The organism is Variovorax sp. LG9.2, assembly GCF_035018885.1.
GTDB lineage: Bacteria > Pseudomonadota > Gammaproteobacteria > Burkholderiales > Burkholderiaceae_C > Variovorax.
On the sequence record NZ_JASJXB010000001.1, the window covers coordinates 1 to 21,926 of the forward strand.

Here is a 21,926-nt window from a genome sequence, read left to right on the forward strand (position 1 = left end):
AATCGAGAAGATCTCCCGCGCGTGCTCTGCATGCCGAAGCGCACCTGGATCGTCGGCTCGTCGGCTTCGTTTCTCACGTCGCCCTGGCTGCTCGAGCCGCGCTTCGTTCTGGCGGCGCACAACCAGGAGGCGGCCGTGTGGCGGTTCGATGGAACGCAGGCCGCGGATGCGCGTTGCTTTACTACGGGCAAGCCGGCACCGTCGTGGACCGGAGAAACTCCATGAACGTCGAGCGCTTCCTTTGCATCTGTGTCGACGACTTCGGGCTGAGCCTGTACTGATTGCCCAAGGCTCGGCCGATCTCATCGTGTCGCCAGCGGTGACTCGTTCGTTCGTGACAGCGCTTTGCGGTGCAGGTCAACCCGTTCGCTTCCTGCAAGTCGCCGGAGGCGACCACGTCCCGATTGCCAAGCGCACCGCCGAGACGACGATCGACTGGTTCGGCGACCGGTTTGAGGGACGTGTAGCGCCAGACGGCTGCAGCCGGCTTTGAATCTGAGTGGTGCGTTGTCGCAGAAGAGTCTGCCCGCGGCCGCGTTTACGGTAACGCAGCCCCGAGTTTGCTGCTGACAGCGTCGAAGAATGGGGTGGCAGCTCAGCTACTCAACACGCCGGCTAGCAGGCTGTAGAAGAACCCCGAAATCGCCCCAACAATTGCGACATTGAGCAGATTGGGAAGTGACGATGCGAGGCAGTGACAGCTGCAACGAGAGTCTGTTCTCGACGGTGAGACTGGAAGACTTCGTGCCCGCTAGTCACCCGCTACGGCCTATTCGCACATGGATGAACGCGGCGCTTGCCAGGATGAACGAGCGGTTCTCGGCCATGTACGAACCGGTTTGGACGGTTCGGCGCATCGGTGGCAGTGCGATTTTCCACCGGACGGCGGTCAAGCAGCACCGGTCGGCGATCTCATCCAGATTGGCTACACGCTAGTCAGACACTTTCAGATGCGCCGGATTACGTCTGACTAGGGTGGTTTTCGGAATTTATCGACAAACTCAAAATTACCTCTTAGAGTTAATCCAGACACTTAACTCTTGGAGCATTCCGGTGACTGCGAAGAAAAAACTCCCTGTTAGCAGCGGGCAAAAGATCGGCTACGTCCGTGTGTCAAGCGTGGATCAAAACGACGCGCGTCAACTTGACGGGCTCGATATGGATAAAACTTTTTCAGACAAGGCAAGTGGCAAAGACGTGAAGCGGCCGCAAATTCAAGCCATGCTCGCGCACGTGCGTGATGGAGACCATCTATACGTGCATAGCTTTGACCGGCTGTCTCGGTCGTTGAAAGATTTGCAGGAAGTGGTGGAGTCGCTGACCGCCAAAGGGGTGCGCGTGACGTTCGTGAAGGAAAACCTCACGTTCCAGCGGCCAGGCGTCGGCGATGACGCGCATAAGGCGGCGTACTCGATGCTGATGCTGCAGATGCTTGGCGCCGTCGGCCAGTTCGAGCGCGCGCTGATTCGCGAGCGGCAGCGCGAGGGTATCGCCATCGCCAAAGCTAAGGGCGTCTACAAAGGCCGCAAGCCATCGCTGGATGCAAGTGCCACTGCCACGCTGCGCGAGATGGCCGAGCGTGGAATGCCGAAAACCGATATCGCACAAGCCATGAACATCTCGAGGGCCAGCGTCTACGAATACCTCAAAGCCTAATCAAATTTCGCTGCGCTAGATCTTCGACCGTCGTTTAGAGCATTCAGCCGCCGCCCACACCATCATTCGAAATGCCCGCTTCGCAGCGGTTGCGGTCGGTCATGCGGCACTAGCGACGGGCTACTATCGACCCTGAGGAGCCCTTCCCGAACGACCGGTTTTGTGACTCTAGTCCAGATGGATCGCCACACTCCGCGTGGGTCGCTTCCAGCAGGTGGTGATGTTCTAGGCGTATGGGGGACTGGTCGTGCATCGCATCGACCGCGCGCAGCGTATTCAGCTGATTTCGGCGTACGGCAGCATCATTTCCCGGCGCGGCGTATGGCGATCGTCTCCCTGATCTTGTCTTCAACGTCACTGATTCGGAATGGCTTGTTGATGACGGCCGTACCCGAGAGATCCGCCGGCAGCACGGTCTTCATGTTGTAGCCCGTGCTGAAGACGAACGGCACACCGCGCTCGGCCAGCACACGCGCCACTTCCCACGACATTTCACCGTTGAGGTTCACGTCCAGCAGAGCGGCATCGAAGTCGCCCGTCCTGGCCAGATCCAGCGCATCGACGACGCGCGTGGCAGGGCCCACAAACAGCCACCCAAGGCCTTCAAAAATCTCTTCAAGCAACGTGACGACGAGAAACGAGTCTTCCACCACCAGGATTCGATAGGCACGCTCGCCGCTGCCAGCGTGAGGCGCTGGCCGGACCGCGGGCGTTGATGCGGACGTGATGATGTCGCGACTGAGCACCGACGAACGCGGCAGGAACACGTCGCAGACGATGCCGGCGGGCTCGTATCGCAGCGTGGCGCTGCCGCCTGTTTCCATGGCCAGGGCACGCTCGATGAGGGTCGAGCCAAAACCGCGCCGCGACGGCGGTCGCACCCGCGGGCCACCGGCTTCGGTCCACGACAGGCTGATGCCGTTGTCATCGGCTAGTGTCCAACGCACGACCACGGTGCCTCCAGGTGTGGAGAAGGCGCCGAATTTGGCGGCGTTCGTCACCAGCTCGTGGATTGCGAGCGACAGCGACAGCGCCGACTTGGGCGTCAACATCAGGTCCTTGCCTTCAATCGTGACGACGTTTTGGCGTTGACCGAAAGGCTCGAGTTCTTCGCGCAAAAGGCGGGTGATCGACACACCCTCCCAGCGGGCTTCCGACAGCAGGCTATGCGCCTTGGCCATGGATTGGATGCGTCCGTCCAGGCCTTGAACAAAACCAGTAAGCGTTTCGGCGCTGCGGCTGGTCTGCACCACCAGTGCCTGGATGTTGGCGAGCGTGTTCTTGACGCGGTGGTCCAGTTCGGCCATCAGCAGGCGGTCACGATCCGCCGCTTTCTTGCGCTCCAGCGCGGCGGCGTTGATGCGGCGCAACACCACGTGCAGCAATGACAGTCGCAGATCAAAGGCCGCTTGGTTGTCGGCCGATGTCCAGGGCATGCTGCGGCCAACGATGGTTTCGCGCCAGACCTCGAAGGACTTGCGCGGAGTCAGCCGGTCGCCATGCGGGCCTGGCACTAGCTCCTTGCCTGGGGGACCCGCCCATTTGAAGCGTGCCACGATCTCGGGGCGGAACCAGATGATGTAGTCCGAGAGGTTGTCGGACACCGATATGACGAGCAGGCCGGAGGCCAAGGCGGCGAATTCCTTTGCCGGCGCCCAGACGTCACCCAGCCTGTCGGTGGCGTAGATCCCGGTGGTCTGCGGCATGTACCCGTCCAGCCAGCTCACCAGCTGCCTTATCTGCGCCTCGCCGGGCGTACTGCCCAAATAGGTAAGCTGACCTTTCACACAGACGGCGACCCCGCCCTTCTTTCCGGAGTCCATGCCACTGCCGCTGTAAATGTAGTCCAGCAGGTTGGGAGACTGCTGCGTCAGGCCGTCGGCGTAGTCGTCAGCGCCAGCCAGGTTGAGCATCAGGCTTTGCAGTACCGTGCGGCTGGCCAGCCGCAGCTCGAATTGATGCGCCTTTTCACGGACTTCCAGTTGCAAGGAAAACATCGAGCCGAACAGTTCGCACACCGCTCGCAGGTGTCGCGGAAGCCGCCGCGGGCTGTAATGGTGGCAGGCGATCAGGCCCCACAACTTGTCACCGTGAATGATGGAGATGGACATCGACGCGTCGATGCCCATGTTGCGGAGGTACTCGCGGTGAATGGGTGACACATCGCGCAGGATGGCTTGACTCATGTCGAGCGGCAGGCCGGTGCGAGGATTGAGCGACGGCGTCAGCGGCGCAGGGTCGTAGTTGACCTGGGTGATGAGCCGCAGCCAGTTCTTCAGGTACAACGCGCGCGCTTGCTGCGGGATGTCGGCCGCCGGGTAGTGCAAATCGAGAAAAGGCTCCAAATGCGGCTCGCGGCTTTCAGCAATCACCCAGCCCGAGCCGTCTTGCATGAATTGATAAACCAAAACGCGGTCATAGACGGCCACCTCACGCACGCGCTCGGCAGCCAGTTGGCACAGTGCCCGCAAAGAAGGCGTGGCGTCGAAGCCCTGGACCATGTCCTGCACGGCGGCCAGCGGGTCAGAGGCGAAGGGGTCGCCGATGTCGGCGGCCTCGAACTCCAGCACCAATGTGTCGCCGCAGCGATGCAGGCTCGCGTCCAGCGGCATGTCGGCGTGCACACGCATCGCGGGGTCCAGCAGGTGACGCGGTGTGGTCAGCGCCTGCTCCGCGCTAAGGCGACGCAAGCGAGCGGTCTGCGCTGGGTTCAACACAGTGTCGGCACTTTTGCCCAGAAGATCGTGCAGCGATTTGCCCAGCAGGCCGGGCAGGTCGCCGGCGGCTTGAAGCACTTCCAGCGTGTCCCTGTCCAGCACCAGCAGCACGCCGTGCGGCAGGATCGCGCCGGGAATGTGAATGGGCTCGCGGTCGCAGTTGTTGATGTCGGAGGCTGTGATGGTGGTGGCGTCGGTGTTGGCGCTCGTGGCGATTGACATGGCGTTGCTTTCAGACATGGTGGCCTTGCAAGTGTGCATTGCCAGCGACCGCCGGTGCGCGCTGTAGTAGACGCTGGATTTCCGCCCTCACCACGGCGTAGCACTCGCAGGCCCGTGCTTCCAGCCCCGCCGGGTCAAGAATGGAGATGTTTCCACGGCGGTAGCGGATGTAGCCGCCGTCCTGCAACTTGCTGGCAGCTTCGCTGATGCTTTCGCGGCGCACGCCGAGCAGGCCCGCCACCAGTTCCTGCGTCATCATCATCTCTCCTGGCGGCACACGGTCGGCGGTCGACAGCAGCCAACGGCTTAGCTGCTGCTCCACGGTATGGAAGCGGTAGCAAAACGCTGTCTGGCCGATTTGCGCGATCAACACCTGCGTGTAGCGCAGCAGTACGGGGCGCAGCGCCCCAGCGCTTGCAAAAGCTTGCGCCAGCGGCTCGCGAGCCATCCGGTAGCAGTAGCCGCCGTTTTGCACTACGGCCGAGTTCGGCATGAATTTGCCACCCAGGAACAGTGCAATACCGACTATCCCCTCGCGCCCCACGCCAGCACTTTCGGCCGTCTCCCCGCTTCTGCCCACGTAATGCAGCGAGACCACCGCCGTAGTGGGAAAGTACGCATGGCGCAAGACTTTGCCAGGCTCGAAAACCATTTCACCGGGCGACATTGGTACGAGCTCGAGATTGGCTTCAATGGCGCGAAACTCCTCGGCGGGCAGGGCCGCCAGCAGAAGATTCTGGCGGGGGGTGTGGTCAAGTGACATGCATTGGATAAACGAGGCGCGGTGGAGCGCTTACTAGCTGCTCGGCATGAATTCAACGCCAGTGCCGCGGTAACCGACGAAGCGGCACCTGGAGTCGAACATCGGCCGGCCGCTCACGCGGAACTGCTGGCGCTGGCCACTGACCTGGGTACGGTGGACGACAAGGTCTACAAAGGGCAGGCGGGCGGTGACGCAGGTTTGCACCGCCGTGCGCTCGTTTTCGTCCCAACCGCCGGACCATCGCGCAGCATCGCCCCTGGCATCAGCCTGTGATTCAGCGCGCAGGCCCAGAATCTCCATCACCGGCCCCGAGACGCTCCTGAAGTTCCCGCGTTCGTCCTGCTCCCAATACCAGTCCGAAGCCATCTCGGTGAGGCTGCGATAGCGCGCTTCGCTCTCGCGCAGCTCTGTTGTCCGCTCCTGCACAGCCAGCTCCAGCTCAGCGTTGTAGCCTTCCAGCTTACGGTACAGAAGTCGCACTTCGAGCATGTTGTGAATGCGCGTCTTGACCTCCAAAAAGTCGAACGGCTTGCTGATGAAGTCTTTGGCTCCGGCCTGCAAAGCGCGGAGCTTGTGGCCAGGCTGGGCGGTAAGCACAATGACCGGCAGGTAGCTGTCCGGCACGTTGCGCTTCAGCTCCTGCATCACGCCAAAGCCGTCGAGACCGGGCATTTCGAGGTCCAACAGGATCAGGTCGTAGGAATGTCGGTGGTGCAGGGAGCAGACCTTCACCGGATCAAGCGTGGTGCTGACCTTTGTGTAGCCCGCGTCGCCCAATAAGAGGCGCAACACCTCCACATTGGCTGCCTGGTCGTCCACGATGAGAATGCTGGCGGCGAGGATGTTTTGGTCCATTGTCATGGGGTGAGCCCTCCTGCGTTCAATTCGAGCCAGTAGGCGTTGACATTGCCGGTCGGGCTGGCAATGGTTTCAGTCACGATCGCGCCGCCCATATACCCAGCCAGTTGCTGGCTGACGATCAGTTTGATGTGGTTGGCTGGGTCAGCGTGGGTCAACCACGCGACCGACCGGCCGCAGCTTGTATCCCGAAAATTCACACGAAGACAGCCATCTGCGCATTGGTGACAGCTCACATGCACGGTGCCAGCGGCGCCGCTGTGCGACAGCGCATGGCCAACGAGAGTCATGAGAATCTGCCGCAGCCGTGCGCGATCAGCCATGACGAAGAGGGTCGGCGCTGGCCATGCGAACACCATGTCGACATCGTTTTGGCGTGCCAAAGGTCTAGCCAGCGCTTCGCATTCGCGCAGCACCTCTTCAAGCGAGAGACGTTCCATCTGCAACTGCAGTTTGCCGGACTCGAGCAGCGATGCATCAAGAATCTCGTCGATCAAAGCCAGCAGAACCCAGCCTGCTTTGAGGATCTGTTCCAAGCCGTTCTTCTGGCGCGAAGTCGGCGCTGGCATCCCGGCGTCCATGAGTTCGGCGAAGCCGAGAATGGCAGTCAGAGGCGACCGCAGAGCATGGCCCATGGCCCACAAAAACTCTGAATGAGTGCGCAGGGCCTGTGCAAGCGCGTCTTCGGCGGTCCTGAGCTTCAGCGCCATTTCGCGCAAGGGATCATCAACATGCGCCGGAGCCAACTCTTCGGATTCCATCAGCGCGGAGTCCAGAGTCGGCAGGTCTGCGTCGCGCTGTATCGGCCTTGCTGCGGCATGGCGGCCTTCTTTGGGTGAATCAAGCTTCATCGTACCGTTGACGCCGCGACGCGGATCGTCAGAGCTGTGTGTACGTAGATCACTGATGGGCAAAAGTGATGCTGACGCCGTCCAAGATGTCTTTACCTGCTCGGTGACCACGGCGTGCTGGTGCGGAGAGATCCACCCTGGAGTGAGTATCGATCCTTCGATTCGAGCTGACTGAGTACACGCTGCGCCGACAAGACGCGTTCGACTGCCGCTTGGTTGGTGACTTTGATGGTCAATTCCCAGCGTGATGGTGATATCTGGTGCAGTGCCAATCCATCTTTTCCCTCCACGTGCTCGACTCGTGAACACTGCTCGAGGAAGGCAGACCGGCAGGCAGCCATCATCGAGAGGCGAATCCCGCACTCCGCCAAGACCTGCTTCAAGGATCGACCGACCAAATCTTTGGCCGAGCACCCGAGTGCCTGCGTCGATGTGGGCGAAGCCTCCAACCACCTGAAGTCGAGCACGTCTCTGCTCTCATCGAGCACTGGCGCAAGGTACATGAAACCGGTCTGGGCGAGTTCGCTGAGTACGGCGAGTTGCCACCTGGCGCGCTGCAACGGATTCATGGATCAGGTCGTACGCTTCAATCGCCGTGCTACTCGTCGAACATTACGATTCGTTCAAGGGCCGCCATGGGTGTGATGAGGTTTGTGTACATGGCAAAGGCGGATGGGCTGTTAGGGTCGGTGAATGTAAGCACCGGGGAGTCAGCCGTCTGTGCGCCGGTTAACTTATGACGGCATGTTTTCCTACACCGTATCCGCCAGTTGTCCGAGGCAAGCAGTGCGCTCGCGCTTCGCCCGGAGCACATCGCGGTGTTGCGCATGCTGCCTATCAGAGGGGAACGCGGGTGCACGAGCGGATGACGGGTGAGTGCATCGATTGAGAACCGCGCTGGTATCGGAATGGGCGTCTCGTAATACGCAGCATCAGAGTGACGGGCTCACGCCGCGGTCGACCGCTATTTGCCGTCTGAATCAACGACATGAATGGCAGCAAAGGGCGGCGGATGCTGCCACAGGATTGACGGCCGGTCAGGGCCCTTTGTGTCATCTGCAACTTTCAATCGAACATCGGCACCCAGTCTGATGCGGTTCATAACACCTGCCGACCACTCCATTGAAACAGGGATCGAGATGATCGGAATTTGCAGCAACGGTGAGCGCTGTTAGATCCAGTGCCCCCATGACGCTGACTACAGATCGAGCCAGGCGCTGTCGTTCATCCCGTCCACCCATGGCTTGCCCCAGCTTCATTGCCTGCTCCACCCAAACCGGAATAATCATGCCCGAACCCCTCGCGAATTGGTCAGCAGCACGTCCGTTTCAATCGCTGGCGCTCACGGGCGGCGGTTTTCGTGGATTGTTCACCGCGAGCGTTCTCCAAGCGATTGAAGAGCATGTCGGAGAGCCGATCGGTCGTCGCTTCGACCTGACGTCGGGAACGTCTATCGGCGGAATCGTGGCGCTCGCAGTGGCGTTTGAGGTCCCTATGAAGGATGTCGTTGACGTGTTTGTGAAGTACGGCTCTGAAATCTTCCCGTTGCATGATGCGCCGGCGACCGTGTGGGGTAAAGGCGTTGATCTCTTCAAATACAAGTCCCGTCCTCGCTACTCGACCGTTCCGCTGCGAGAAGCTATCAACCGGCTCATCGACAAGGACGCGATCCTTGGCGATGCGCTGCACCCGGTCGCGATCCCTGCTGTCAACCTGACGCAGGGACAGCCGCAGGTGTTCAAGACGCGCCATCGTGCGGAATGGAACCGGGACTGGCGTTACAAGGTTGTCGACGTCGCCCTGGCGACATCGGCCGCGCCAACGTTCTTCGAGCTTGCCGAGATCGACGGCAGTTTGTACGCGGACGGCGGCCTCTTCGCAAATGCCCCTGATCTCGTGGCGGTGCATGAGGCTGAGCATTTCTTTGGCGTTCCAATTGAAGCGCAGCGCTTGCTGAGCATCGGGACCACGACCAGGAGCTACTCGATTTCGTTCGGCGCCGGGCGTCAATTCGGCATCGGCGATTGGATGGAAGATCAGCGACTGTTCTCCGTGATCATCTCCGCCCAACAGCAATTCGTCGACCAGATCGTTGCGCACAGGATGGGAGGCCAGTACCTCCGTCTTGACCACGAACCGTCGCAGCAGCAGGCCGGAGACCTGGGCCTTGACGTCGCGAGCGACGCCGCGAAGAGAACGCTCCTTGCCCTGGCCAAGAAGACAGCAACGGATGCCATCGGTAATCGCCTAGACAGCTACTTGCGGCACCAGCCTCAACTCAACCTAATCAAGGGCAAATAGATGGGACATGCCGCAGGACTTTTCAACGGTGCCGCAGACCAGACGCTGATTTCCAGGGTGACGCCAACCGCCGAGCAGCGGCAGTTCTTGCAGACGCACTGGAACGCCGTTGCCGATCATCTGCGTCAGGTTTTGAGTGCCCGGCATGGCTATCCTGTATCTACTTGGTTGCAGGGCTCGTACAAGTACGCGACGCTGATTAAACCGGTACGCCCCGCCGAGGAATACGACGTTGACGTTGGCGTGTACTTTCAGTGGGACAAGAGCGAAGACATCGAGCCCACACCGCGACAACTGCGCGATTGGGTGCAGGCTGAGATCGTGACGTACGCGAGGACGTGCGAAGACCTGCACACCGTCGAGGCGCCAAAAGAACGGTGCTCGCGGGTCTCCTATGTGCGGCAGTTTCATATCGACACACCGGTCTATCACCTTGATCCGAAGCGGGATCATCGCCGACTGGCCTGTCTCTCGGACAAGTGGGAAGCCAGCGATCCCAAGGCGATCTACAAGTGGTTCAAGGCTGCGGTGCCTGCCGGTGACCGCGAGCAGCTAAGGCGGCTCGTGCGCTATCTGAAGGCGTGGGCTGCTGTGTCATTCGACGACGTTCCGAGTTCGCGGCCATCGTCGATCTTGCTCACGGTCGTTGCTACCGAGGCCTATCAAGGACTATGGGCGCGCCGCTTGCTCGCCTTCGCTGACGACGACGCACTGATCTCGGTCATCAAGGCTGTCCACGACCGGCTTTTCGCTGACAGGGCGGTCAACAATCCTGTCGATGAGAGCGAGAGCATCAATCGCATGTCGGCAGAAGACTGGGATGGCTTTCTTCCCCGCTTGGGGAACCTGCGCGACATAGCCGAACGCGCAGACGATTCCGTCGATGAAGCCGCCGCTGCCCTGATCTGGTCAGAAGCATTTTCGTTTCTGATGCCGCTGCCGGAGGCAGGCGAAGTCGAGATCGTGGACGAGGCGTCCGGACGTGCCGTTATGCAACTGCCAGAGATCGACATCGAGGTCTATTCCCGCAATCCCAAGGCATTCATCTCAAGACATCGAAATGAGGTGCCTGGTGTCGCCAAAAATTGCGATTTGGCATTTCGGATCGTCAACCCTCACGTCGTTCCCGAATACGCGACGGTGGAATGGACTGTGAGAAATGAAGGCGAGGACGCCGACGTGCGAAGTGACCTCGGACATCGGCAGGTCGGCATGAAGCTTCTGTCGGCAAACGAGCACACCGCTTATGTGGGGAGGCACTTCATGGACTGCGTAGTTCGACAGAACGGCCAGGTCTATGCGCTCAGGAGGGTGCCGGTGATGATCCGTGAGGTTCGCCATGTTGCAAGAAACCCACCGCGTCCAGCGTACACAAAGCTCAGGAGCTTCATTCGCAGGCGCTGAGTAGAGTAGCCCGGTGCAGGCGATCGCGGATGCAACTGCAATTGGTTTTGCGCTGTTCGCGAGCGCCTAGCGATCAAGCCAGGCGCTGTCGTTGACGTCGCTTTTCATCTCGTCGAGCATCGTGCGGACTTTGGGCAGGAGCGATTCAGGGATGCGCACGACATGGGTGGGCTCGCGATAAGGCGATCGCCGATAACTTTTAGAACAAGCCGGCGCTTGCTGTTTCGGCTGCTTGGAGGCGTTACGTGAAGATGCCATTGCCGTAACCGAAGAAGTTGCGCTTCGGCGAGAGTTTCGATGCTTGAAATTAGCCGCACTAGCGACTGACGAACGGATACCAAGCCCGTTCCTGATGCCGCTTCCAAGGCGAGCTTGATCAACTTGTCAGCGGTGTTCAAGATCAAAGCGGCTCAGCACTTCCGGCCGCATCAGATACCGGCTCAACTTGTCGAAGCGCTGGTAGCTACGCGCGTGGTTGATCGGCGCAAAGTACAAGCGCGCTGTCTCGCGCGGGCGCGTGATCGCGACGTGAAGCAAGTTGCGGCCTTCGATCAGTGTCCGTTCGTCGTTCCGCGCTAGATAGTTCGGCACCTGGCCGTCGGCGACACCGAGGAGGAATCCACGGTCTGCGCCGGGGTGGCCGAAACTGCGCGCCCGGCCGACTGGAACATTTTTAGGTCGAGCACATAGGCGGCCATGGTGGCGCTGGCGTGCGATGCCGCTATGGAGCCATTGGCGAGCGCGGAAAGCGCGCTGGCGGCCGGATTTGCCGGCTCCGCGGCGGTCTGGCCGGCGCCGAGCTTGGCTGCGACGGCTGCGAAGGGAAACTGGATGACTTTCGTGTGCCGGACTAAGGGTTGGCACGCGAGTTCCGCTAGTTTTTTAAAAGCGTTTTTGGACGCGGCTGGCTCGCGAGAATGGTGGCTCGCGTTACCTCGGCAATACAAATGAAAAAGCCGGCAGCGAGCCCGCAACTGAGTGCGGAGCGCGTGCCGGCCGTGGAGCGGGCTCGATGGCTGTCGTAAGAAAAATTCCTTCTAGCGGCGACGTACCGCCGGCGGAGTTGTAAGCGTAGCGACGGGTTGAACTGCTCCGTAGGCAGTGTCATGGAACAAGCCCGTGGCCCGCACAGCATCAGGCACGTGCGACCACATACTTTCGGGCTTCCACCAGCGACTCTGCCGCTCGCGCCACAGCCGATGAATGACCCGCGCTTTCTTGGTGTGCTTGAACGCCGCGAGTGCCGGCTTAAGACCGAACTGGTAGACCATGGCGATGAATGCGCGCAACACCAAGCTCATCGGTTTTTGCGGGTCGCTGCCGCCGCCGAGCGCCACGAACTCAAAGCGCGTGAAGTCGTTGCGCAACAGCGCCAGATCGGCCAACGGGCGGCTATGCAGTTTCTGGCCACGGATTTCGACGCGTATCGTCGGCGCACGACCCAGTTCCGCCTTCAATTGCCGCACACGGTTGGCTTTCAACGAATCGTCCGCGCCCTTATCGCGAAGAAGTGCTTGAAGCGCGTCGTGAATGCGCTCGGTGCGCTTGTCGTAGACGGTGGTCTGATAGTCAGAGGTAACGCTGCCGAAGTTCATGGTCTCAACGAGACCGGAGCGCTGGTTGATGATTTTGCCGAAGACCGTCATCCGCTGACCGTGTTTGTAGCGCACAAGCGTGCGACTCAAGCAGACGTTCTCGATGTCCACGGCGATGTGCAGAACGTTCAAGAGCGGGGTCATCATGAGCCGGTCGTAATACCTGCGGCCGACGATGCGGCGCAACGTCCGGTGCAGAAGCTGAATATCGTCCGGCTCGAACTTGCTGGGGTTGAGGCACACCCGCATGCCGCCCTTCTGGCGAGCTTGAAGCGCACCGATCTGCACCAGGATCCTACGGCTGCCAAGGAGCACGTTGAAGTTCAGCTTGTACCGCTGGCCGCGCGGATAGGCGATTTCGCAGCGCCTGTGTTCGATTGCCGAGTTCAGTCGTTTGCGAGCTTGGGCCAGCAAGTGGTCAGCGTCGTCTTCGGGGTCCATGCCCCAGGCCAGGAGGTACGCGATCTTGTCCACGATGGGCAAGTGGACGATGGGTTTGAGTTTCATATCAATATCAGAGTTCGATTGATGAAGACAGACCGCCGTTTTGTGGCGGCGGCTGCCAGCTAGCGCATCTCATGCACGTCGAACGCGCGCGGGGGCAAAGCTCCGCAATCCACGACGACCGGATCGGTCGCGCAGTGCAAGCTGCACATGGGTTCGCGCAGGATCAGTGCTGCGGATGCAAATCTATTTACACGGTCGCTGAGTGCGATTGGCGAGTGGGAAGTCGGTGACGAATGCAGGCATGTCGGGCATGGCCTCTGAGTGCGAATGAACGTCGACATACATGGCGACCATGCGGTGCATGAGCTTCATGGCAGTGACGAAAGAAGGGGTTGATCGGGCCTATCCATCAAGTTCATCACCATGATGTTCACCCTATACATGTAGTACATGCTGTATGCGGCGTAGATGTTCTATCTCTCTCACCACCATCCATTTACTCTCTTATTAGTGCCACCGGCTTCGACCGCCACTTCGCGACTACCACCGCGCCGCCGCTCATTCACACTGAGCGGGGTGCGGGCTCGATGTGCGAAATCAGGACCGTCGTTGAAGAAGCGCGGGGATGGCTGGAACACTTCCATCTTCAGCTTCCACAGGGGGTTCTTGCGCATCTGCCGAACTTCGACCTTTAGATGTCGGCAATACCGGTTGAGCAGCGTCAACCGCCCGGGCAAATGCGAGCGGTCGAACCAGATGGTGATTCGGTCGTAACCGTAGACGATGCGAAACACGTGGGTACCGACTCTGACGCGCATGGGGAGGCCTTCGGGATTCGCCGATAAGCCGGCGTACTCGATGAATAGTCAGCCGTTACGGCTGGTGGCTGGCCGGTTGTTGATTGCGCCCGTTTCGCTGGTTGCGCAAATACCCGCCCGGTGCTGGAAAGAGCGCTTCGCGCACACCGAGCGCGAAGCGCGTCGCGAGCACAGAGCGCACTCTGCGCAAGGGGTGCACGCTCCGAAGGCTCTACGCGTCCTTCTGAGCAGTGGTGAAGGCCTTCGCGTCGAGCCCAAACAGACGACGCGCGTCGGCGATCCACTCATCCGTCAACGAGCCATCTCGCGGCCCCCCCAACTTGTGGACGATACGGTCGACTGTGCTGCGAGCGACTTTGAACTCCGTGGCAATTTGGATGTTGGAAAAGTTACCCCAGTAGCGAAGCTTCCAGTACGCGCGCTCGTGTGCGTCCGCGGACAGGAAGGTCTCGTACTTGCGCTGAAGTCGGTTCTCGCCCGTCCGCATCGAGCACATTTGAGTTCCGGCGCCATAGGCACTGAAGATGCGCAGACTGTGACAATCGATGGAAAACGCGAACTCCTCACCGGGACCAGATTCGCACTTGCGGATCTCGACCACTTCATCCGCGACGCGCTGCCACGAGTCATCTACGATGCCGCTGTAGCCCACCAAGATGGGGATCACGAAGCTGTTCGCGCTTGCGGCGATCATGCGTATTTCCTTCAGGTTATCCATCGTCCGTTGAACACGATCGGGAGTGATGCGCTGCTCGAAGACCGTGCAACTGTTTGGAACCCCGATATACGGGCGTAGCGTGTTGACGCCCTCGTCACTGAGCAGGTCGTGTTCGCCGTACTTGCTTTTGCCTTCAAAGCTGACTGGCATATTCGCGCTCGCATCGGACTGAGAGTCGAAGAGCTTCCGCATCACTTCGATCTGGCGAGGAGGGCCAGCGTAAAACGAAGTCACCTTATGGACCGTCGGCATCAAGAGTCCAGTCTTCGATTGTTGACGGCTGACCTGGTCTATGTACATATCGCGCACATACATCACAGAAGCTTCGTCGCAGTGGACAAGCAACACCTCTTTAACGGGGCTCATCTGCGACAGCGCTACTTGCATAGGCGTGAGTTTTTTCTGCGAAACTTTCTGACGGCGCCCCTGATCTTGTGAGATAGCTTGGATCAATGATTCCGCTTGCTTTGGTACATGGCAAGAATCAGTCGAGGGCCGGTTCTGGCGAAGGATCTTTTTCACTTCGACACCTTTGCCTTGTTGATCAATGCCACATCACGAGCCGCAATGCAGTTGTCGATAAACTTTTGCACCTCGTTGGCAGGCCATGCCTTCAAGCGTGGGCCAACAGGCACACCCGGTGGAAAAGAGCCGTCACGGATGCGCGCGTAGAACGTGCTGTTCGAGATACCGAGACGTTTGATGACCTCGGGCTTGCGCAAGAGCGCTTGTTGAAAATATGTTGCCACTTGGGCTCCTCATGAAAAGTTGTTTGGATAACTTTTGATGAGTCCCGTCGAACCCATCCGCATCGCGATGGATCGAAGTTTGCGGGGGCTTTTTGCTTGGTTCGGTTGAACTTATGGTGAATTGGTCATGAATTTGCGGCGGCTCATCTTCCGTATCTCAGAGCCTCTTCGGGAACTCGTGCTGGGCAAGGTCTAGCCATTTCTCGATGCGCTCGCTCTTGAGGCCGTACCGGCTGACATTGAAAGCCTCGATCCGACCTTGTAGGCCCTTAAGTACGGCTTCTTTCTGTAATGTGGTTCCCCCAAACCAACCATCTTCTGTTTCAACCATCATGTAGAAGAGGAACAGCAAATTTCGATCGTGTTTAGTGGTGATGGCCGCATCTTGTTTTTTAGGACTCTTATAAGACTTTCGGAGTTGAGGTAGCGCCTCAGCGGTGAGCGTGGCCTCCGACTCGATGGGCTTGCCGATCTGGTTGATCGGTGGCCGCAGCGCCCTTGCACCGACGTGATAGTCGTGAAGCCGCCTGATCAGATTTGGCACCTCCTCGACTCGGTAGCGACCGATCAAGAATGCAAGTGCATCGGCGACGTCGACTCTTAGGAGCTTCAACTTCTCAATGTCTCCCGCTCGCGCAGCGTTGTGCGGGTCCGAAGGATCAAAGTAAATTTTTCCGGTTTGGCGGCTCGGATACACCACTCCAACAATGTCTTTCACTATTCGGTCAAAGCCTCGCGCCCACGCAGCATCTTTCTTTATGCGGCGCTCAACAGCCTTCTGACCAAGACGCATTCCTCCAGCAAGCGCGGCGATCTGAACTACTTGCAGCACAGGTCTGAGCGCGGGCGCAGCAAAAATCTGCTCGATTTCTTGCAAAGGCGGGGTTAAACGTAGATCCGAAGCCTGTGAAGTAGCAAGGTCTGACGATGATTGCGCAAGTGTTTGGTGCGGCATGATTCTTACCGCTCCGGAACAGGTCTTTGCTCGAGTTGTGAGACGAGTGCGCCCCAGTCATTCATGAGTTTTCGCCTCTCTGCAAGATGGTCGCTGCGGGCGTACGCCGCGACTACCTTGTTGCGCTCGGTATGGTCAAGCTGAGCTTCTAAGGCTGCAACCGACCACCCTCGTTCCGACAACATGCTTCGCGCGCTTGCTCGGAAGCCGTGGAGCGTTTGTTTTCCTTGATAACCCATGCGGATCAGCATTCGCCCGATTGTGTTTTCGCTCATAAATCCATCGGGACCATATGTATTGATGAACATATTTGCGTACCGTCCGCTGATCGGCTTCAGTTGCTCAAGGACTTCCATCGCTTGCGGTGAGAGCGGTACGACATGATGTTGATTGCTGGCTTTGTTCATCTTCATGCGCGCGGCTGGAATGCGCCACTCGCGACCGTCAACATCTATCTCGGCCCACCGCGCGAATCTCAATTCGCGGGAGCGAACGAAGGTCAGCAACGCAAACCAAGTGGCTAGGCGCGTGACTTCATCAGCAGCCCCATAACCTCGCAAGTCTCGCAAAAATTGACCAAACTCTCGAGGTGAAGTCAGTGCTGGGCGGTGTTGGACTTTGGGAGCAGCTACGGAACCCAGCAACTCGGCTGCCGGGTTGCGTGTCGCAACGCGCGTCGCGATCGCATGGCGGAACACTTGGCTGCACATTTCCTTGATGCGGCCGGCGGTATAGACCGATCCACGACTTGCCACGCGTTTGAGAACGGCCTCGAGTTCGGAAGCCTCGATGTGAGTGACAGGACGTTGACCAATGTAAGGAAAAACGTCAGCGGTGAAGTGCTTAAGATTCTTTGCAGCGGTACCGTTCGCCCACGAAGCTCCTTTGTAAGCGAGCCAAACTCTAGCGGCGCCTTCAAAGGTATTTGCATGCTCGTTGGACAAGGCACGTTTGGCGGCAATGCGACCAACCATGGGGTTTCTCCCCTCACCAAGCTCGAGGCGACCTGCGTCCCTGCGCTTTCTTGCGGTCTTCAGATCGACTTCTGAATAGACACCCAGTGCCATGGTCTGACGTTTTCCCGCAAAGCGGTAATCCCAGCGCCAGTATTTGCCCGCAAGCTTGATTAATAAATATAAGCCCTTTTCGTCAGCGAGCTTTTTAGGCTTATCAGAAGGCTTTGCGGAGCGGCACTCGATATCAGTAAGTGGCATATTGACGGTATCTATAAGCCACCGCTGCCGGTACCGTCAGAGATACCGTCGGAAAACGCTGGCTTTAACAGCATTCTATGGAATTCTGCCGCACGAAAAAATCCTCTAAGTTGTTGAAAACTCAGAGGCTTTTTAACCTACTAGCACTTTGTGGTACTGAATAGTGGTGCCGCTTGTCGGAATCGAACTGACGACCTACCGCTTACAAGGCGGTTGCTCTACCAACTGAGCTAAAGCGGCGGGATCTGGATTTTAGCGGTGCGCGTAGCGCGCATCGCGGTGTCAACTTGTAGCCTCGACTTCGTCGACTATTTGATGCGTTTCAACGAGGGCTTGGCGCCGCCGCCCGCTGGGGGCCGCGGCGGATCGTCCTGATCCGTCGGTGCATCTTCGGCTGTGCCACGGTGGCCGGGCAACTCGTCGCCAGTGACGAGGTGCATGATTTTGGTGTCGCTGGCACCGTCGCCGCGTTGCGCTGCGCGCACCGGTGAGCGCCCGTCGCCTATATCAACGGTTGACTGAGTTACCTGTGGGCCTTTTGCAGCAGCCGGCTGCGCAGGCGCCGGAAAAGCCATCCCCTGCCCGTTCTCACGCGCGTAGATGGCAATCACGCGACCGACCGGTACGTTGATCTCGCGCGCCGTGCCTGCGAAGCGAGCCTTGAACTCGATGAAATCGTTGCCGAGCTTGAGCGAACTCGTCGCGTCAAAGCTGATGTTCAACACGATCTCGCCGTTCTTGACGTACTCGCGCGGGACCTGCACGGTCTCGTCGACCAGTACCGCGACATAGGGCGTGAACCCGTTGTCGGTGCACCATTCGTACAGTGCCCGAATGAGGTACGGTCGCGTGGAAGACGATTCGAGCGCGTTGATCATTTCGACAAAGTCACCGGCAAAGAGCGCTTACTTGCGCATGACCTTTTCAGACGGCGTCAGCGCTTCGATGTAGGCCGGGCGCGAAAAAATGCGTTCGGCGTACTTGAGTAGCGGTGCAGCGTTCTTGCTGAGATCGATGCCGTAGTAGTCAAGGCGCCAGAGCAGCGGTGCAATCGCGACGTCGAGCATCGAGAAGTTGTCGCCAAGCATGTACTTGTTCTTCAAGAAAACCGGCGCGAGCTGCGTAAGGCGATCGCGAATGTGTGCACGGGCCTTCTCAAGCGCCTTATCGTTGCCTTTCGACGTGCGGTTTTCGAGCGTCGACACATGCACGAAAAGTTCCTTTTCGAAGTTGAGCAGAAACAGCCGGACGCGTGCGCGGTCGACCGGGTCGCCGGGCATCAATTGCGGATGCGGAAAGCGCTCGTCGATGTACTCGTTGATGATGTTCGACTCGTACAGGATGAGGTCGCGCTCGACCAGGATCGGCACTTGCCCGTACGGGTTCATCACGCTGATGTCTTCTGGCTTGTTATAGAGGTCGACGTCGCGAATTTCGAAGTCCATGCCTTTCTCGAACAAGACAAAGCGGCAGCGATGGGAAAAGGGGCAGGTTGTTCCTGAATACAGAACCATCATGGCGAAAGACTCCTAAAAATCAAAAAGAGTGGGCAGCATCAGCAACCCACTCTGGAGGACCGGACGCGTCAGCGGCCGATCGGCGGTAAGCGGGCGCTACTTGACTTCTTTCCAGTAAGACGCGTTCAACCGCCACGTAAAGACCACCGCCATCAGCAAGAACAACAAGACCCACACACCGATGCGTACACGCGTGTTTTGTGCAGGCTCGGCCATCCATTGAAGGTAGCTGACGAGATCGCCAATGGACTGGTCGTACTGCAAAGGCGTCATGGTGCCCGGAGTGACCTGTTGCCAGCCTTTGAACACCTCGGTCTCATGACCGTGTTGCTCGATCTTCTCGTAGACCGGGCGACGGTCACCTTGCAGTTCCCACAGCACATGCGGCATGGCCACGCTCGGGTAGGCCATGTTGTTCCAGCCCGTCGCTTTGGTGTCGTCGCGGTAGAACGTGCGCAGGTAGGTGTAAAGATAGTCAGCGCCAGTGCCGCCATGGCCAGCGCGCGAGCGCGCGACCAAAGTCAGGTCGGGTGGATTGGCGCCGAACCATTCCTTGGCCTGCCGAGGATCGATGTTGGCCTTCATGGTCTCGCCGACCTTGTCGGTCGTGAACAGAAGATTGTCCTTAATCTGCTGCTCGGTTATGCCGATGTCCTGCAGCCGGTTGTAGCGCATGAACGCAGCCGAGTGGCAGTTCAGGCAGTAGTTGACGAAGAGCTTGGCGCCGTTTTGCAACGCGGCAACGTCGTTTGTTTTGTTGGGCGCCTTGTCCCAAACATAACCTTCGCTTTCGGCAGCAGCCGGGGCAGCCACCACAAAGGCCAAGCCTAGGGCGAGGCTGAACGTTGCCAGCCAGCTGGCAATACCCTGCTTCAGCGTCTTCATCGTGGTCGCAGAGCCTGTCGATGTATTTGTCTTTTTGGTCATGCTGGTCCGGCCTCAGTGCGCAGCAAAGACCACGCGGTCGGGCACCGGCTTGAACTCGCCTGCGCGACTCCAGAGAGGCATCAGGAGAAAGAAACCGAAGTAGAGCAACGTGCCGACTTGCGAAACCGTCTGCGCGATGTCGAGCGTGAGGGAGCCAATCGTGATGCCGCCCCATACGCCTGGCGGCTCGATACCTAGGTACCCCAAGATCAAGAAGAAGAATACGAACACGCCGTATACATACTTGTGCCAGCTCGGGCGATAACGAATTGACCGCACTTCGCTGTGATCGAGCCACGGCAGGAAGAACAGGATGATGACCGAACCACCCATCACCACGACGCCCCAAAACTTGGCGTCGAACGACTTCAGCAAGGCGATCAGCACCAAAGCCGCGACCACGACAGCCACCTTGATGAACATGCCCGACTTACCCTTGATGAAGTTCCAGACCGCCGCGATCGCGAGGATGAGCGCGAACACGTTGACCATGTCGTCAGTGGTCGCACGCAGCATCGAATAGAACGGAGTGAAATACCAGACCGGTGCGATGTGGTTCGGCGTCTTCAAAGAATCGGCCGGGATGAAATTGTTGTACTCCAGGAAGTAGCCACCCGCTTCAGGCGCGAAGAAGATCACCGCCGAGAAGATAGTGAGGAACACCACCACGCCGAAGATGTCGTGCACCGTGTAGTAGGGATGCGATGGGATGCCATCGACCGGGTGGCCATCGGCGCCGCGGTTCGCCTTGATCTCGATGCCGTCAGGATTGTTCGATCCCACCTCGTGCAGCGCGATCAAATGCGCAACAACCAAGCCGAGCAACACCAACGGCACGGCGATGACGTGGAAGCTGAAAAAGCGGTTGAGCGTGGCGTCGCTCACCACGTAGTCGCCGCGAATCAGCAATGCGAGGTCAGGGCCGACGAACGGGATCGCGGCGAACAGGTTCACGATCACCTGAGCGCCCCAATAGCTCATCTGGCCCCATGGCAGCAGATAGCCCATGAAGGCTTCAGCCATCAGACACAGAAAGATCGCGCAACCAAAGACCCAGATCAGTTCGCGAGGCTTGCGATAGCTGCCGTAAAGAAGCCCGCGGAACATATGCAGATACACCACGACGAAGAACGCGGAGGCACCCGTCGAATGCATGTAACGGATGAGCCAGCCCCAGGGCACGTCGCGCATGATGTACTCGACCGACGCAAACGCCTGCGTTGCATCGGGCTTGTAGTGCATGACCAGAAAAATGCCGGTCACGATCTGTATGACCAGCACCAGCATCGCAAGCGAACCGAAAACGTACCAAAAGTTAAGACTTTTCGGAGCGTAGTACTTGCCCCATTGGTCGTTCCACAGCTTGGTCAGCGGGAACCGGTTGTCGACCCAGTTCAGCAGCTTTTCACCGGCTGGTGCATTGGGCGATATCTCGTGGAATTCAGCCATGTGTTTGTCTCTCAAGCCTTGGCGTTTTTGTCTTCGCCGATGAGCAAACGCGTGTCGGTCATGTACATGTGCGGCGGCACCGGCAGGTTGTCGGGCGCGGGCTTGTTTTTGAACACGCGACCGGCAAGATCAAAGGTCGAGCCGTGGCAAGGGCACAGAAAACCGCCCTCCCAATCCGCAGGCAGCGAAGGCTGAGGGCCGGTTTGAAATCGATCGCTCGGCGAGCAGCCGAGGTGCGTGCAGATACCAACGACAACCAGCACTTCAGGCTTGATCGAGCGGTGCTCGTTCTGCGCGTATTTAGGAGTGAACTCGTCGGGATGCCGCTTTGACTGCGGGTCTGCCAGCTGCGGATCGAGCTTCGGCAACTCGGCGAGTTGCGCCGGCGTGCGCCTCAGAATCCAGACCGGCTTGCCGCGCCATTCGACGGTCATCTTCTCGCCGACCTTGAGAGCACTGATGTCCACTTCGACAGGTGCGCCCGCAGCCTTGGCCTTTTCCGAAGGCTCGAACGTGCTGATGAAGGGCACTGCGACGGCGACGCCGCCCACCGCGCCTGCACAACTGGATGCGATCAACCACGTCCGTCTGCTGGTGTCGATCCTGGGTTGGCCGACAGTGATGTCACTCATGGGGGTCCTCAATCTTCTTCGCTGGGGCTTGGCTCAACCCGCGATTGTAGCGGAGCGATACAGGCGAATTCAACGTGCGGCGGGGCGTCGACACACCCCGCAACGCCGTTTCAGCCTCCTATACTCGACGCCT

General features: G+C 59.0%; 20 protein-coding genes, 1 tRNA gene and 2 pseudogenes. 5 read left to right on the forward strand and 18 right to left on the reverse strand.

The genetic code is table 11. The annotated features are described in order from the left end of the window. From QN413_RS00005 to QN413_RS00015, 3 genes and pseudogenes are all read left to right on the forward strand, one after another. Window positions 1-225: pseudogene (locus tag QN413_RS00005) on the forward strand (hypothetical protein); the annotation flags it as partial. Window positions 226-684: 459 nt separating this feature from the next. Beyond that, window positions 685-834, forward strand: a pseudogene (locus QN413_RS00010) (IS5/IS1182 family transposase); the annotation flags it as partial. Between the two features lie 219 nt (window positions 835-1,053). Next, entirely contained in the window at window positions 1,054-1,656 is a 603-nt protein-coding gene (locus QN413_RS00015) for a recombinase family protein (protein ID WP_323494647.1), read from the forward strand. A 302-nt stretch (window positions 1,657-1,958) separates the two neighbouring features. On the opposite strand, the gene QN413_RS00020 is transcribed toward QN413_RS00015, so the two are convergent. The 5 genes from QN413_RS00020 to QN413_RS00040 form a co-directional block, all read right to left on the reverse strand. Then, window positions 1,959-4,634: an HWE histidine kinase domain-containing protein gene (locus QN413_RS00020; RefSeq protein WP_323494648.1), complete on the reverse strand. Its 2,676-nt coding sequence runs from the start codon at window positions 4,632-4,634 to the stop codon at window positions 1,959-1,961. Beyond that, entirely contained in the window at window positions 4,606-5,358 is a 753-nt protein-coding gene (locus QN413_RS00025; protein ID WP_323494649.1) for a Crp/Fnr family transcriptional regulator, read from the reverse strand. Before QN413_RS00025 ends, QN413_RS00020 begins: the two co-directional genes overlap by 29 nt. 33 nt (window positions 5,359-5,391) lie before the next feature. After that, window positions 5,392-6,213, reverse strand: coding sequence for a response regulator (locus QN413_RS00030; protein WP_323494650.1), 822 nt, complete (start codon window positions 6,211-6,213; stop codon window positions 5,392-5,394). 2 nt (window positions 6,214-6,215) lie between these two features. Then, window positions 6,216-7,067, reverse strand: coding sequence for a HAMP domain-containing sensor histidine kinase (locus tag QN413_RS00035; RefSeq protein WP_323494651.1), 852 nt, complete (start codon window positions 7,065-7,067; stop codon window positions 6,216-6,218). 92 nt (window positions 7,068-7,159) lie between these two features. Next, window positions 7,160-7,636 (reverse strand): hypothetical protein, encoded by a 477-nt coding sequence (locus tag QN413_RS00040; protein ID WP_323494652.1) that lies wholly within the window; start codon window positions 7,634-7,636, stop codon window positions 7,160-7,162. A gap of 718 nt (window positions 7,637-8,354) precedes the next feature. On the opposite strand from QN413_RS00040, the gene QN413_RS00045 reads away from it, so the two are divergent. Together QN413_RS00045 and QN413_RS00050 are read left to right on the forward strand one after the other, a co-directional pair. Further along, complete coding sequence (locus tag QN413_RS00045; RefSeq protein ID WP_323494653.1) at window positions 8,355-9,368, forward strand: CBASS cGAMP-activated phospholipase; 1,014 nt, start codon at window positions 8,355-8,357, stop codon at window positions 9,366-9,368. Beyond that, window positions 9,369-10,772, forward strand: a complete 1,404-nt coding sequence (locus QN413_RS00050) for a CBASS cGAMP synthase (protein WP_323494654.1) — start codon at window positions 9,369-9,371, stop codon at window positions 10,770-10,772. 384 nt (window positions 10,773-11,156) lie between these two features. Here QN413_RS00050 and QN413_RS00055 read toward each other — a convergent pair whose 3' ends face one another. The 13 genes from QN413_RS00055 to petA form a co-directional block, all read right to left on the reverse strand. Beyond that, entirely contained in the window at window positions 11,157-11,636 is a 480-nt protein-coding gene (locus QN413_RS00055; protein ID WP_323494655.1) for a 3'-5' exonuclease, read from the reverse strand. A 173-nt stretch (window positions 11,637-11,809) separates the two neighbouring features. Continuing rightward, window positions 11,810-12,841: a hypothetical protein gene (locus QN413_RS00060; RefSeq protein WP_323494656.1), complete on the reverse strand. Its 1,032-nt coding sequence runs from the start codon at window positions 12,839-12,841 to the stop codon at window positions 11,810-11,812. 455 nt (window positions 12,842-13,296) lie between these two features. Then, entirely contained in the window at window positions 13,297-13,632 is a 336-nt protein-coding gene (locus QN413_RS00065; RefSeq protein ID WP_323494657.1) for a hypothetical protein, read from the reverse strand. 211 nt (window positions 13,633-13,843) lie between these two features. Further along, the gene (locus tag QN413_RS00070; protein ID WP_323494658.1) at window positions 13,844-14,872 is read right to left on the reverse strand and encodes a hypothetical protein; all 1,029 of its coding nucleotides are present in this window, start codon (window positions 14,870-14,872) and stop codon (window positions 13,844-13,846) included. Then, on the reverse strand, window positions 14,869-15,072 hold the full coding sequence (locus tag QN413_RS00075; RefSeq protein ID WP_323494659.1) for a helix-turn-helix transcriptional regulator: 204 nt from the start codon (window positions 15,070-15,072) through the stop codon (window positions 14,869-14,871). The genes QN413_RS00070 and QN413_RS00075 overlap by 4 nt, the downstream gene beginning before the upstream one ends. Window positions 15,073-15,256: 184 nt before the next feature. Next, window positions 15,257-16,054 (reverse strand): hypothetical protein, encoded by a 798-nt coding sequence (locus QN413_RS00080; RefSeq protein ID WP_323494660.1) that lies wholly within the window; start codon window positions 16,052-16,054, stop codon window positions 15,257-15,259. Between the two features lie 5 nt (window positions 16,055-16,059). Then, on the reverse strand, window positions 16,060-17,268 hold the full coding sequence (locus QN413_RS00085; protein WP_323494661.1) for a tyrosine-type recombinase/integrase: 1,209 nt from the start codon (window positions 17,266-17,268) through the stop codon (window positions 16,060-16,062). Window positions 17,269-17,432: 164 nt separating this feature from the next. Then, window positions 17,433-17,508: transfer RNA gene (locus tag QN413_RS00090), tRNA-Thr, on the reverse strand. Between the two features lie 68 nt (window positions 17,509-17,576). After that, window positions 17,577-18,146: a ClpXP protease specificity-enhancing factor gene (locus QN413_RS00095; protein WP_323494662.1), complete on the reverse strand. Its 570-nt coding sequence runs from the start codon at window positions 18,144-18,146 to the stop codon at window positions 17,577-17,579. Between the two features lie 27 nt (window positions 18,147-18,173). Further along, window positions 18,174-18,785, reverse strand: a complete 612-nt coding sequence (locus QN413_RS00100) for a glutathione S-transferase N-terminal domain-containing protein (protein ID WP_187054559.1) — start codon at window positions 18,783-18,785, stop codon at window positions 18,174-18,176. Between the two features lie 96 nt (window positions 18,786-18,881). Further along, on the reverse strand, window positions 18,882-19,670 hold the full coding sequence (locus tag QN413_RS00105; RefSeq protein WP_187054898.1) for a cytochrome c1: 789 nt from the start codon (window positions 19,668-19,670) through the stop codon (window positions 18,882-18,884). Window positions 19,671-19,724: 54 nt separating this feature from the next. Next, window positions 19,725-21,161, reverse strand: coding sequence for a cytochrome b (locus QN413_RS00110; protein WP_187054558.1), 1,437 nt, complete (start codon window positions 21,159-21,161; stop codon window positions 19,725-19,727). 11 nt (window positions 21,162-21,172) lie between these two features. Further along, window positions 21,173-21,793, reverse strand: a complete 621-nt coding sequence (petA, locus tag QN413_RS00115) for a ubiquinol-cytochrome c reductase iron-sulfur subunit (RefSeq protein ID WP_323494663.1) — start codon at window positions 21,791-21,793, stop codon at window positions 21,173-21,175. Window positions 21,794-21,926: the final 133 nt, after the last annotated feature.